At 70.9% G+C, this 12,677-nt stretch carries 11 protein-coding genes, 1 pseudogene and 1 riboswitch; of the genes and pseudogenes, 2 read left to right on the forward strand and 10 right to left on the reverse strand.

Going from position 1 to position 12,677, the window contains the following annotated elements; all coding sequences use genetic code 11:
* Nucleotides 1–7: 7 nt before the first annotated feature.
* The 7 genes and pseudogenes from ACODT5_RS33375 to ACODT5_RS33405 all read right to left on the reverse strand — a co-directional run bounded on the left by ACODT5_RS33375 (nucleotide 8) and on the right by ACODT5_RS33405 (nucleotide 6,608).
* Nucleotides 8–496 carry an FtsB family cell division protein gene (locus ACODT5_RS33375; RefSeq protein ID WP_422522826.1) on the reverse strand — a complete coding sequence of 163 codons (489 nt, stop codon included), beginning with the start codon at nucleotides 494–496 and terminating at the stop codon, nucleotides 8–10.
* A 99-nt stretch (nucleotides 497–595) separates the two neighbouring features.
* Nucleotides 596–1,882, reverse strand: a complete 1,287-nt coding sequence (gene eno / locus ACODT5_RS33380) for a phosphopyruvate hydratase (protein ID WP_327306391.1) — start codon at nucleotides 1,880–1,882, stop codon at nucleotides 596–598.
* Nucleotides 1,883–2,225: 343 nt separating this feature from the next.
* The gene (locus tag ACODT5_RS33385; protein WP_422522827.1) at nucleotides 2,226–2,915 is read right to left on the reverse strand and encodes a transglycosylase family protein; all 690 of its coding nucleotides are present in this window, start codon (nucleotides 2,913–2,915) and stop codon (nucleotides 2,226–2,228) included.
* A 2-nt stretch (nucleotides 2,916–2,917) separates the two neighbouring features.
* Nucleotides 2,918–3,089: riboswitch (cyclic di-AMP (ydaO/yuaA leader) on the reverse strand.
* Nucleotides 3,090–3,363: 274 nt separating this feature from the next.
* Entirely contained in the window at nucleotides 3,364–4,458 is a 1,095-nt protein-coding gene (locus ACODT5_RS33390) for a transglycosylase family protein (protein ID WP_422522828.1), read from the reverse strand.
* Between the two features lie 143 nt (nucleotides 4,459–4,601).
* Nucleotides 4,602–4,748, reverse strand: a pseudogene (locus tag ACODT5_RS33395) (cytochrome P450); the annotation flags it as partial.
* Complete coding sequence (locus tag ACODT5_RS33400; protein ID WP_422522829.1) at nucleotides 4,730–5,146, reverse strand: transposase; 417 nt, start codon at nucleotides 5,144–5,146, stop codon at nucleotides 4,730–4,732. The pseudogene ACODT5_RS33395 and the gene ACODT5_RS33400, both read right to left, overlap by 19 nt.
* A gap of 172 nt (nucleotides 5,147–5,318) precedes the next feature.
* Nucleotides 5,319–6,608: a cytochrome P450 family protein gene (locus tag ACODT5_RS33405; protein ID WP_422525119.1), complete on the reverse strand. Its 1,290-nt coding sequence runs from the start codon at nucleotides 6,606–6,608 to the stop codon at nucleotides 5,319–5,321.
* A gap of 199 nt (nucleotides 6,609–6,807) precedes the next feature.
* On the opposite strand from ACODT5_RS33405, the gene ACODT5_RS33410 reads away from it, so the two are divergent.
* Nucleotides 6,808–7,992 (forward strand): globin domain-containing protein, encoded by a 1,185-nt coding sequence (locus ACODT5_RS33410; RefSeq protein WP_422522830.1) that lies wholly within the window; start codon nucleotides 6,808–6,810, stop codon nucleotides 7,990–7,992.
* A 44-nt stretch (nucleotides 7,993–8,036) separates the two neighbouring features.
* On the opposite strand, the gene ACODT5_RS33415 is transcribed toward ACODT5_RS33410, so the two are convergent.
* A complete protein-coding gene (locus ACODT5_RS33415; protein ID WP_422522831.1) occupies nucleotides 8,037–9,026 on the reverse strand; it encodes a nucleoside triphosphate pyrophosphohydrolase in 990 nt (329 codons plus the stop codon).
* A gap of 23 nt (nucleotides 9,027–9,049) precedes the next feature.
* A complete protein-coding gene (locus ACODT5_RS33420; RefSeq protein ID WP_422522832.1) occupies nucleotides 9,050–9,670 on the reverse strand; it encodes a SurA N-terminal domain-containing protein in 621 nt (206 codons plus the stop codon).
* A gap of 176 nt (nucleotides 9,671–9,846) precedes the next feature.
* On the opposite strand from ACODT5_RS33420, the gene ACODT5_RS33425 reads away from it, so the two are divergent.
* On the forward strand, nucleotides 9,847–12,279 hold the full coding sequence (locus ACODT5_RS33425) for a YfhO family protein (protein WP_422522833.1): 2,433 nt from the start codon (nucleotides 9,847–9,849) through the stop codon (nucleotides 12,277–12,279).
* 57 nt (nucleotides 12,280–12,336) lie between these two features.
* Here ACODT5_RS33425 and ACODT5_RS33430 read toward each other — a convergent pair whose 3' ends face one another.
* Nucleotides 12,337–12,663, reverse strand: coding sequence for a hypothetical protein (locus tag ACODT5_RS33430; protein WP_422522834.1), 327 nt, complete (start codon nucleotides 12,661–12,663; stop codon nucleotides 12,337–12,339).
* Nucleotides 12,664–12,677 lie beyond the last annotated feature (14 nt).

Genomic DNA, 12,677 nt, shown 5'->3' on the forward strand with positions numbered 1-12,677 from the left:
GTGGGACTCAGTCGCCCGGGCGGTCGGCCTTGTCGACGCCGTCCCAGACGTTGGAGTACCAGGGCCGGTCGGTGGCGGCCTGTCCGCCGCGGCGCTGCTCGGCGCCGCCGGCACCGGGGTCGGTCATGATGTAGCTGATCTCCCCCGGCCGGACGAAGTGCAGGTGCTTGCGCGCCTGCTGCTCGGCGTACGCGTTGTCCTGCCAGCGGGCCTTCTCGTCGCGCAGCCGTTCCAGCCGGTCCCGCGCGGCGACGGCGCCCTTCTGCTGCTTCGCGATCTCCGAGCGCTGGGACACGTACTGGCGCATCGGATACGCGAGGGCGACGACCAGGGTACAGAGGACGAGCACCAGCAGGGCGGCCCGGCCGGTGAGCCGGCTGCGGCGGACCTGCCGGCGGGACTGCGAGCGGTACACGTGCGCCGCGGTCCGCTCACCGAGCTGCTTGAGCCTGGTCGCGGTCGAGAACGTGGCGAACCGGTCCCGGTTCCCGGCCATTGATCCGCCTCCCCTATATGCGCACGACGCACTACGTCCCCGCACACGGTACGGGACCGAGTGCGGGGACGTAGGGAGGCTTGCGCCCTAAAGGACTGATCAGCCCTTGAAGCGCGGGAACGCGCTGCGACCCGCGTACACGGCCGCGTCGTCGAGGATCTCCTCGATGCGCAGGAGCTGGTTGTACTTGGCGACGCGGTCCGAGCGGGCCGGGGCGCCGGTCTTGATCTGGCCGCAGTTCACGGCGACGGCGAGGTCGGCGATGGTGACGTCCTCGGTCTCACCGGAGCGGTGCGACATCATGCACTTGAAACCGTTGCGCTGGGCCATCTCGACGGCGTCCAGGGTCTCGGTCAGCGAACCGATCTGGTTCACCTTGACGAGCAGGGCGTTCGCCGAGCCCTCTTCGATGCCGCGGGCGAGACGCTCGGGGTTGGTGACGAAGAGGTCGTCGCCGACGATCTGGACCTTGGAGCCCAGGCGGTCGGTGAGGGTCTTCCAGCCGGCCCAGTCGTCCTCGAACAGCGGGTCCTCGATGGAGACCAGCGGGTACGCCTCGACGAGCTCGGCGTAGTAGTCGGTCATCTCGGCGGCCGAGCGGGACTTGCCCTCGAACTCGTAGTTGCCGTCCTTGTAGAACTCGGACGCGGCGACGTCGAGCGCGAGCGCGATCTGGGTGCCCGGGACGTAGCCGGCCTGCTTGATGGCCTCGACGATGAGGTCCAGCGCGGCGCGGTTCGACTCGAGGTTCGGCGCGAAGCCGCCCTCGTCGCCCAGACCGGTGGAGAGGCCCTTGGTGTGCAGGACCTTCTTGAGGGTGTGGTAGACCTCGGCACCCCAGCGAAGGGCCTCGGAGAAGGACTCCGCGCCGATCGGGGCGATCATGAACTCCTGGATGTCGACGTTGGAGTCGGCGTGCGACCCACCGTTCAGGATGTTCATCATCGGAACGGGCAGCAGGTGCGCGTTCGGGCCGCCGAGGTAGCGGAAGAGCGGGAGGTCCGAGGCCTCGGACGCGGCGTGCGCGACGGCGAGGGAGACGCCCAGGATGGCGTTGGCGCCGAGGGAGCCCTTGTTCTCGGTGGCGTCCAGGTCGATCATCGCCTGGTCGATCAGGCGCTGCTCGGTGGCGTCGTAGCCGACGAGCTCCGGGCCGAGCTGCTCGATGACGGCGAGGACGGCCTTCTCTACGCCCTTGCCGAAGTAACGGTTGGGGTCACCGTCACGGAGCTCAACGGCTTCGAACGCTCCGGTGGAGGCGCCGGACGGGACTGCAGCACGGCCGGTGCTGCCATCGTCGAGGCCCACCTCGACCTCGACAGTGGGGTTGCCTCGGGAGTCCAGGATTTCCCGGGCTACGACGACGTCGATGGACGGCACGAGCATCTCCTTCTGGGATGTGACGCTGGGTGTGCGGTGGCATGTCAGGCCGTGGGATGGCCTTGCCGCTTAGAGCCTAACCGCCTCCGGGCACTCGGCCAGCCGACCGCCCGGGTCCTGGGACGAAAAAGGGCCTGAATGCCCCTCTTACAGGACATAGGACCCTTGATCATCGGGATTTCGGAGGCCCCGTCAGACCGGCGGCACCCGCACACACCACCGCCCGGCGCGAAGGGGGTTACGCGCCGGGCGGTGGAATTACGCGGTGGAACTACTGCGTGTCGCGAAAGCGGCCACGACCGTTCCCACAGGTTTCAGCCGGGGTTCAGCTCCGGCCTCACCTTCGGGTTCAGCTGAGCTTCAGCTTCTGGCCCGGGAAGATCAGGTTGGCGTCCGTGACGATGTCCTTGTTGAGCTCGAAGAGCTTCTCCCAGCCACCGGACACGTTGTTCGCGTCGGCGATCGCACCCAGCGTGTCGCCGGACTTGACCGCGTAGGAGCCGTTGCCCGTCTTGGGGGCCTCGGTCTTCGGGGCAGCGGCCGGACGCTCGGAGCGGGTGGTCGGAGCCTCGACGCGCTTGGTCTCCTTCTTCGCCTCGGTCTTCTTCTCCTGCTTCGGCTGCGTCTTCGGCTTGGCGGGTGCCTGCGCCGATCCGCCGGTGTAGGAGGAGTTCGACAGGCCGACGCCGCAGTGCGGCCAGGCGCCCTTGCCCTGGCCCTTGAGGACCTTCTCGGCGATCGCTATCTGCTGCGACTTGGAGGCCTGGTTGGCCTGCGAGGCGTACGACTTGCCGCCGTACGCCGCCCACGTGGAGGACGAGAACTGCAGGCCGCCGTAGTAGCCGTTGCCCGTGTTGATGGACCAGTTGCCGCCGGACTCGCACGAGGCGACGCGGTCCCACTCGGAAGCGGTCGCGGCCGAGGCGGTGCCCGCGGCCATCAGCGGAGCCGCGACGGCGACACCGGCGACACCGGCGAGCGTGACGATGCGGACGGCCTTGGAACCGCGACGGTGCTTGCCCTTGCCCGAAAGCAGCATGGAGTTCTCCTCACCGACGCCTACGAGGTGAGCTGTCGGGTTCGGGCGAGTGAGTGCCCGGCCGAGCGACCTAGCGCTTGGCTTAACCCCTAGCCGGTTCCGTGACCGTCTCTCAACGGCCGTTCCCGGCGCCTACCTTGGTTCCCCCGCTCCTGCCTTCGGCGCTTTACGCGACGAGTGTTCCCTCCGTCCGCCGGCAGGATTCGGCGATGCGGTCGAAGGAGCCCGCGGTGGCGGGCGATTCAGAAGGTAGACAGGTCTCCCCCGATGTTCAACGAGCGACATCGGGGGAAACGGTGCCTACTTGCGCTCCTCGAAAGGGTGTTTGCGCAGGTGAGGGCGGGGTTTGCGGAACGCTCGGGGCCGGACACGCCAGTTGACCTGAAGAGACACATGTCTCACTTACAGAAAACGGACAATCAGCTGGTTCCGGGCGCCTCAAGTGTCCTTATTGATGCGTTAGATCCAGGTTCTGACCGGGCTTGATCAGGTCCGCATCGCCGCCGATGACCTGCTCGTTGGCCTCGTAGAGACCCTTCCAGCCGCCCTTCACACCGTTGGCGTCCGCGATCGCGATCAGGTTGTCGCCCTCCTTCACGGTGTACGTCGACTCCGACGCGGCGTCAGGCGCGGCGGGCTTCTCGACGGCGGCCGGGCCGCGGTGCTTGCCGCCGCCCTCGCTCGCACCGGGGGCCGCCGGAGCGGCCGGGGAGGCGGACTCGCCGGGTGCGGCCGGAGTCGTCGGGGCCGTGGGATCAACCGGATTGACCGGGTTGGCCGGGTTGGCCTGGTTCTCCGGATTACCCGGGTTCGTCGGCTTCGTGGAGTTCCCCGGGCCGGACGGGCTCCCGGGAGACGTCGGGTCCACCGGCTCGGTCGGGCCCACCGGAAGGGTCGGGTCCGCGGACGGCGGTACGGGAGTGGCGGGGTCCGTCGGGCTCGTGGGAGGCGTCGGGTCGCCCGGGAGGCCGGGAGGCGGCGTCTGGGCGTCCGGCGGGGGCATGACGGGCAGTTCGCCGGGCACGCCGATCGGGTAGTCGGGCAGCACCGAGGCCGGCGGGGACGACGGGCCCCCCTGCGACGGGGCTCCGAAGTCGGTGGACCTGCCCGAGCCCCCGCGGGGCACGGAGTCGTCCGGGCGGGACGGGGCGGGGGTCGCGGAAGCGGAACCGCCGGGCAGGCCCGGGTCCACCTCGGCGGCGGGCGCGTCCTGCGTCAGACCGGCCTGCACCGCGCACAGCGGCCACGCCACGGGGCCCTGGGAGGCCAGGACCCGTTCGGCCACGGCGATCTGCTGGGAGCGACTGGCGAGGTCGGCACGATCGGCGAAGTCGAGCCCGCCGGCGCCCTTCCACTGCTCCTGGCTGAACTGCAGCCCGCCGTACGCGCCGCCGCCGAAGTTGGCGCTCCACGTACCGCCGCTCTCGCACTCGGCGACCCTGTCCCAAGTGGAGGTCTCCGCGGCGCTCGCGCCGGTGGCGGCGAGCAGTGGCAGGGCGAGTGCGGTGCCGGTGACTCCGGCGGTGACGACAAGTGCGGGCACTTGTCGGGGGCGTCTGTGGCGGCCGTTCCCGGAACGCATGAGGCTGCACCTTTCGCATAACGGCGGGGTAACGGCAGAACCTAGCGGCCTTCGAACGCCAGTCACAAGTTTGGGCAGCGAACTGACTTCCGGTCAGGATGGTTTCAGGCGTTTTGGGACTTTGATTCGACGGTGAAGCGGACCGGAAGCGTCCGCAGCCCCCGCATGATGAGCCCACCCCGCCAGCGCAGCTCCCCGGGAGCCACGGCCAGTTCCAGATCGGGCAGCCGCGTCAGCAGGGTCGCGAGGGTGAGAGCAGTCCCACGTTCTGCGCGCCACGCACCGTCACTCGCAGGGGCGGGATGGCCGGGCGGACGTACACGGGCGTCCCTGCACGCTGCTCGTTCAGCCACGCCACCAGCAGCGGCCATGCCCCTCGCTGCCACCAGGACAGCTGCCGCTCACGAATGCGCTGCGCCGGCCCGAACTTCACGGGGATCTCCTTCCAGGTGATCCCCGTACGCAGCCGGTGCAGCATGCCGTTCAGCGCCAACCGCAGGTCGATCTTGGTCTTGGTGAACGAAGCGGGCGAGTAGATCGCTTCCAGGACACTCCGCACACCGGCCCACTCCTCCTCCGCCACATCAGTGATCCGGGCGGTGCGGCCGTACCGGTCATGCTTTGCTCTTCTTGGGCAGGGTTGAATCACGCACGGTCAGTCCTTCCCGACTGGCAAGTCAGACCCTGGAGCCTTCTTAGCGGGACGCTCCGGGGTCTTGGTAGGCGCCCCGGAATGTGCCCGTGGGGTAAACCGTGCTTCGCCCACCCGGAACGGCGATGACTGCCAGGTCGCCGCCGACCACCGCCTCAGCGAGAGTCCGTCAGAGGGCGTTCTTCGTTTCCGCAGTAGGGCTCGGTGTGAAGCGGACCGGCAGGGTGCGCAGGCCCCGCATGATGAGCCCACCGCGCCAGCGCAGTTCTGACGGGTTTACGGCGAGCTCCAGGTCGGGCAGCCGGGTCAGCAGCTCAGCGAGGGCTGTTTGGCCTTCGAGGCGGGCCAGGGGGGCTCCCAGGCAGTAGTGGATGCCGTGGCCGTACCCGAGATGCTGGTTGTCGCTCCTGGCGAGGTCGAGCGTGTCCGGCTCGTTGAACCGCTCCGGGTCGCGGTCGGCAGCAGCGAGGACGACGAGAACGGGGTCGCCGACCGGGATGTCCTGGCCGCCCAGCGTCAGCGGCTCCGTCGCGTAGCGCCAGGTGGCCATTTCCACGGGGCCGTCGTAGCGCAACAGTTCTTCGATGCCGGTTTCAAGCAGGTCGGTCTCTCCCGCAGCGAGAGAAGCCTGGAGGCGTTCACGCTGTTCCGGGTTCTGCAGCAGGGCGTAGGTCCCGTTGCCGATGAGGTTGATCGTCGTTTCGAATCCGGCGAAAAGAAGCACGAAGCACATGGCGGCGGCCTCGTTCTCGGTGAGGTGCTCGCCGTGATCGCTCGCCCGGATCAGTCCGGAGATCAGGTCGTCGCCCAGATCGTCGCGCTTGCGGCGGATCAGTTCGACGAGGTAGCTGCGGATCTGCTTGACCGCGCGGGCCACGCCGCCGCGCGGGCCCCCCGCGTGGCGGATCATCATGCCCGCCCAGTCGCGGAAGTCGTCCTGGTCCTCTCGCGGTACACCGAGCATCTCGCAGATGGCGTAGATGGGGAGCGGGAAGGCGAACTCGTGGATGAGGTCGGCCTCCCCCTTCTCGCAGAACTGATCGATGAGGTGATCGGTCAGTTCCTGCACCCTCGGGGTGAACTCGGCGACCCTGCGCGGGGTGAACGCCTTCGACACCAGGCGGCGCAGCCGGGTGTGGTCCGGCGGGTCGATGTTGAGGAGGTGGGTCATTAGGTCGGCCTTGCGCTCGCCCGGGATCCCGGTCCGGCCCTTGGCGTGCGCGGAGCCTTCGTGGTGGGCCGGGTTCTTGCTGAGCCGCTGGTCGGCGAGGGCCTGCCGGGCGTCGGCGTACCGGGTGACGAGCCAGGCCTCGACCCCGCTGGGGAGCGTGGTGCGGTGCACGGGCGCGTGCTCGCGCAGCCAGGCGTACGCCGGGTACGGGTCGGTCGCGAACTCCCAGTCGAACAGGGTCGGCGGTGGGGCGGAGACGGAGGTGGAGAGGGGCGCGGATCCGTCCACGGACTGGTCGGCGGCGGGCTCTTCGGGGGCTGCGGGGGTCTGCTCGTGCACCTGGAGACCGTATCCCGCCCGCCGCCCATCACCCCATATGACCTATTTATCGCGGCTGTCCGTAGATCGGCTCTGGCTTGACCTCACGTTCTCCGGCGTTCCTACTTTCGGTTTTGTGGATGTGAGGATCTTGAAAAGCAGCTTTGCGGTGGTGGAGAGACGGGCCGAGCATGCGGTCACGTTCTTCTACTCCCACCTGTTCTGGCACAACCCCGGAGTCCGTGATCTCTTCCCGGCCTCCTTCGAAGACATGGAGCGACAGCGGGACCGGCTCTTCGCCGCGCTCACCCATGTGATCGCCCACCTGGAGAACGAGACGCTCGTCCCCTATCTACGCGACCTCGGCCGCGACCACCGCAAGTTCCTGGCGGGGCCCGAGCACTACGCGGCCGTGGGCACCAGCCTGATCGCCGCGCTCGCCGAGGCCTCCGGGTCCGCCTGGCACCCCGAGGCCGAAAAGGCCTGGTCAGAGGCGTACCAGGTGATCGCCGACGCGATGATGGCCGGCGCCGCCGCCAGCGAAGACCCGCCGTGGTGGGACGCGGAAGTCGTACGCCATCTGCTGTACGGGCAGGACATCGGCGTCCTCACCCTCCGCCCGCACGCCCCCTTCCCCCATCTCCCGGGCCAGTACACGAGCGTGAGCAGCGACCGGGTGCCGACGACCTGGCGCACGTACTCCCTGGGCAACGCGCCCCGCGCCGACGGGACGCTCGACCTGCACGTCAGCCGGATCGAGGGGGGCCGCCTCAGCACCGCCCTGATCCGTGACACGCAGCCCGGGGACGTGCTGCGGCTCGGCGCGGCCGGCGGGCAGATGACCTTCCGCCGCGAGGACCGCCCGGTCAGTTTCATAGCCGCCGGCACCGGCTGGGCCCCGGTCCGCGCCATGCTGGAGGACCTGGCGGACCACCCTCCCGATCAGGACGTGCGGCTCTTCGTGGTCGCGCGGGACGCCGCCCACCTCTACGACCGCCCGCTGATCGACGAGTACGCGGCCTCCCTGGCCTGGCTGAGCGTCACCTACATCACCCCCGCCCCCGGTCAGCACCGCAACCAGGCCACCGACCGGCTGGCGACCGCGCTCAGCAACCGCGGGCTCTGGCCCGACCAGGACGTCTACCTCAGCGGTCCGCCGCAGTTCATCCGGGAGACCTCGCAGCTCCTGGAGGAGCTCGGCGCGCGCCCGGACCGGATCTTCTACGACTCCGTACCTGCCAGTGGCAGGGGCCAGGAGCAGGGGAACCGGCCGATGGGCTTCGGCGAGTGGTTCCTGAACCGCCCCGACCCGCACTGGCACAACCCGTCGGGCCGCGCGCCCCGGGGGTATTGAAAACATCGCCGCCTGACGCAGTCGCGGCCTCCCGCTGCTGAGGGCTACTCGCCGACGCCCTCGGCCGCACGGATCGCGTCCCGGTAGGTCCGGGCCGCCGCGCGCAGCGCGGTCTCGGGGTCGGTCCCCGCCGCCTCGGCACGCGCCGCCAGGTCCAGCAGTTCGTACCCGACGCCCTCTCCGCGGGGCAGTTCCACGGGCACCTCCCCCGCACGGGCGCGGCCCGCCAGCTTGGCCGCGAGCGCGAGACCGGGCTGGCCGAGCGGGATCCCGTCGGTCACCGACTCCCGCTGCTTCTCCACCTGCTTGGTGCGCTGCCAGTGTGCGTTCACGTCCTCCGGGGTTTCCGCGGTCGCGTCGCCGAAGACGTGCGGGTGCCGGTGGATCAGCTTCTCGACGAGGGCGCCCGCCACGTCGTCGATGGAGAACGACTCGTCCTCTTCACCGGGGCCGCCCTCCTCCGCGATGCGCGCGTGGAAGACCACCTGGAGCAGGACGTCGCCGAGCTCCTCGCGCAGTTCTTCGCGGTCCCCGTCCTCGATGGCCTCGACCAGCTCGTAGGCCTCTTCGATGGCGTACTTCGCCAGTCCCTCGTGCGTCTGCTGCGAGGTCCAGGGGCATTCGCGCCGGACCCGGTCCATGACCTGGACGAGGTCGAGCAGGCGTGCGCCCGGCAGGTCGTACGAGCCCGGCAGCAGTTCCAGGTCCGGTACGGCGACCCTGCCCGAGCCGGCGAAGCGGGCCAGCCCGTCGGTGAGCCGCCGGTCTCCCTCGCCGCTCAGCAGGACGACGACCGTGCGCCCGCCGGCGCACTCCTCGATCAGCGCCTGGGCGTCGGGGGTCTCCAGGGTCACGTCGACGCCAGCCTCGCGCAGGTACGGGAGCTGGACGTGGCCGGGGTCGGCGCACAGCACCCGGTCCGCGGCGTGCAGGGTCTGCCAGGCCGGCCAGGACAGCATGCCGGGGGCGACCCGGTGGCTCGTGGTCAGCAGCACGATGCGGCCGGTGGGCTCGGAGGACACGTCGTCAGTCACCCTCCGAACCTACCTCCCCCGGCCTAAGCGCCGGCCGGGGGCTGCTCGGGCCGGGTGACCTGGGTGATCCACGGGGTGGAGTGCTCGCCGAGGGTGACCCGCTGGGGGTCCCAGACGCCGTAGCGCGGGTTGACCTCGATGCCGAGCGCGGCCGCGGCCTTCGCGGCGGGCTCGGCGAGCTTGCCCTCGCCGAACTTGGCGTTCAGCTTCTCGAAGAGCACCTGGTCGCGGACCCAGCGCTCGATCTGGTCGGGGGCGACGGCGGCCTTCTGCAGGATCGCCTCCTCGAAGGCCGCGGCCCCGCGGTTGCCCTCGTCGTAGGCCTTGCGGGCCTCCTGGAGCTCCTTGGGGGTGACCTCGATGCCGGCGTCCTTCGCCATCCGGTCGAGGATGCGGCTCTGCAGCATGGTGCTGAGCTTGACCCGGTCGAGCTGCGGGACGGCCGCGATGAGCTCGGCCGCGTGTTCGGAGCGGTTCTGTGCGGTGCGGACGTCGTTCACCTGGGCCTGGAGCGCGGAGGTGGTGATCCGTTCGCCGCCGATCACGGCCGCGGTGCCGGGGCGGGCTTCGCCCGAGCACGCGGACAGCAGAGGGGCCGCCAGGAGCAGGGCGGCGGAAACGGAGAGCGCTGTGCGACGGTGCAAAGGAGCCTCCAGGGCCGGGAGATTGTGCTTCGGTGCACAAGGGCCGTGCGGTGATCGATGTTATGCAGTCGGGGTGATCAGAGCCACCGGTTCGACCAACGATTCCGAGGGTGTTGGGGTTCGCGTCCACCGATGGCCACCCTTCGGCCCACCGGGAGTGCCAGGGTCGGCCCACCATGTCGACACCGCACCGCTCCCCGCGCCGCCCCGGTCTGCTCGGCTCGGCGCTCGCCGCCCTGGTCACGGTGGTGGCCGTGTGCGCCGGAGACGCCGTGGCGCGCGTCTTCCCGTACGGGCCGCGCCACCGCAGCATCAACGACCTCGGCAACCAGTTCGTGCCCTTCCACGCGCACCTGTGGGACCTGCTGCACGGGCGCGCCGCGGGCGGCCTGCTGCTGAACTGGCAGTCCGGGTACGGGACCAGCTTCCTGCCCGACTTCGGGACCTACCTGGCCAGCCCCTTCGCGGTCCTGGTGGGGCTGTTCCCGCGCCAGGACATCGACCTCGCGGTGTACGTGGTCACCGTGCTCAAGACGGCGGCCGCCGCGGCGGCGATGGCCTGGCTGCTGCGCACGCAGCGGCGCGGGCCGGCGTGGGCGGCGGGGCTGCTCGGGGCCTCGTACGCGCTGTGCGGCTGGTCGGTGATCGAGGCCTCGTACAACCCGATGTGGCTGGACGGGCTGATCGCCTTCCCGCTCCTGTGTCTGACGGGTGAGTGGGCGCTGCGCTCGCGCCGGCCGGTGGCGGCCGTCGTGGTGGTGGCGCTCTGCTGGACGGCGAACTTCTACACCGCCTACATGGCGACGCTGGGCGCGGTCCTGGTGCTGCTGGTCCGGCTGCTGCTCACCCGGGAGGGCGCGCGGGATCGGCTACGGGGCCTCGCGCGGGCGGCGCTGACCACGGTGCTCGGCGTCGCCCTGTCGATGCCGGTGCTCCTCCCCCTCTTCCTCAGCTCGAAGCAGGCCTACCCGGGGTGGTTCAAGCCGTTCGTGCCGGTGCCGGCCGAGGACCTGCTGGCCCGGCTGCTCCCCGCCACCTACTCCTTCTCCTCCCCCGCCCTGTTCATCGGCACCGGGGCCCTGCTGCTCGCGGCGGCCCTGCCCTTCCACCGGGCGGTGGCGGGGCGGGAGCGGCTGGTGTGGACGGGGCTGGTCCTGCTGGTGCTGCTGTCCTTCCAGTGGATGCCGACGCACCTGGCCTGGCACCTCTTCGCGACGCCCAACGGCAGCCCGTACCGGCAGACCTTCGTGCTGGCCGGGATCGTGGTGATGGCCGCCTGGGCGGGGCTGACATCGGCCGGCCCGCCGCGGCCGTGGGCGCTGGTGGGCGGCGCGGCGGTCCTGGCGGCCGTGCTGCTCGCGGCGAGCGGGAGCCGGCTCGCGACGGCGTGGGGCCTCGCCCTCTTCGGCGGCGGCCTGGCGCTGGCGGGGGCGGCCTGGTGGGCGCTGCGCCACCGGCGGCTGGTCCTGCCGGCGGTGGGGGTGCTGGCGCTGGTCCTGGTGGCCCAGGCGGCGGCGACCACCGCGTACGGGCAGAAGGGCAAGCTGGCGGGGCTGGACGACTACCCGGTGTGGGGCGCGGCGCACACGGCGCGCGCCGGGGCCCTGGAGGCGGCCGGGGGCTGGCCCGCGTACCGCACGGACGCGGGGCGGCCGGCGCTGACGGGGAACGACCCGATGCTGCTGGGCGGGGAGGGCGGCGCGTACTACAGCAGCCACACCCCGGACCTGTTCACGCGGACCATGGTGGCTCTGGGCGCGGGCTGGACCTCGCGCGGCCGCAACGTACAGAGCCTCGACAACCCGGTGACGGACGCCGTCTTCTCGGTCGGCGCCCGCCTGCGGCCGGAGGGCACGATCGCCCGAGCGGAGGTCCCTCCCCTCATCACGGTCCGCCCGCCGGGTCCGGAACCGGCGTACGGGGCTTCGCCCTTCGCCAACCAGGAGCTGCTGCTGGGCGCGCGGGTCTACGAGGCCCCGGTCTCCCCCGGTGTCTGCCGCGCGGGCACGGAGGCCTTCCTGTGGGCCCCGGAGTACAACGCGACGGCCCGCCTCGCGGACGGCCCCGCCTTCCGCCTGAACGCCAACCCGCCGCGCAACAGGGCGGCCCTGCAGCCCCTGGGCGTCTCGCACGGCCGCCCCTCGCAGCTGGTCTTCGACGCCCCCGCCCCGGCCCACTGGGAACTCTCCTGCCTGGACCGCCCCCGCCTGACGGCAGCGGTGGCGGCGCTGCGCGCCTCGGCGGCGGTGTCGGTCCGGGTGGACTCGTCAGGGATCCGCGCCACCCTCCCGCCGGGCAGCCGGGGCACGGCGGTCCTCTCGGCCCCGGCGATCGCGGGCTGGACCTGCAACGGCCGCCCGGCCGCCACCCGCCTGGGCCTGGTGGCGGTCCCCCTGAACGGCCGCACCACCACCGTGGCCTGCACCTTCCGCCCGCCGGGCCTCCTGCTGGGCCTCACGATCGCCGGAATGGCCCTGCCGGCGTTCCTGGCCCTCCTCCGGGTGAGCCCCCTTGGTCCCAGGGCTCCACGTCGAGACGGGATGGCACCCGCCGAAAATACGGAAATCCCCACCAGACACCCGGTGGGGATTTCCGTTCCGCCGAAGTAGACGGCCGTGGGGTGGGCCAATGACTGCGGCCCACCCCACGCCGTGGTCAATTGACCGTCACTCCAGGAATGTCGGCGCGGATTCGCGCGAGACCACCGGCTCAGCCCATGCTGCCGCGTTCAGAATCGGGCGCTGCACCATTTGCCCGTCCACGACTTCCATCAGCAGATGCCGCACCCTGGGCGCCACATGCACACGGTATCGGAGGCCTTCGATATCGACGACGCCACATTCCGTGGGCGCTGACGGCACGTCGTCGCCCACTGCTTCAGTGACGTTCCAGCCTGCCCGGCTGGCCAGGTGAATCCACACCTCCAAGGCGCGCCGGGGGTCGACCCCTCCCACCCGGGCGATGATCTCTACTGGATCGGTTCGGTTTTCCATCTTGCTCTCTCTTC

The sequence above is a fragment of the Streptomyces tatrensis genome (genome assembly GCF_049310065.1).
Classification (GTDB): domain Bacteria; phylum Actinomycetota; class Actinomycetes; order Streptomycetales; family Streptomycetaceae; genus Streptomyces.

What these genes read in the sequence shown, in the direction of transcription:
- ACODT5_RS33375 (WP_422522826.1), bottom strand. Translation starts at nt 496, where the DNA reads ATGGCCGGGAACCGGGACCGGTTCGCCACGTTCTCGACCGCGACCAGG.
- eno (WP_327306391.1), bottom strand. Translation starts at nt 1,882, where the DNA reads ATGCTCGTGCCGTCCATCGACGTCGTCGTAGCCCGGGAAATCCTGGAC.
- ACODT5_RS33385 (WP_422522827.1), bottom strand. Translation starts at nt 2,915, where the DNA reads ATGCTGCTTTCGGGCAAGGGCAAGCACCGTCGCGGTTCCAAGGCCGTC.
- ACODT5_RS33425 (WP_422522833.1), top strand. Translation starts at nt 9,847, where the DNA reads ATGTCGACACCGCACCGCTCCCCGCGCCGCCCCGGTCTGCTCGGCTCG.
- ACODT5_RS33430 (WP_422522834.1), bottom strand. Translation starts at nt 12,663, where the DNA reads ATGGAAAACCGAACCGATCCAGTAGAGATCATCGCCCGGGTGGGAGGG.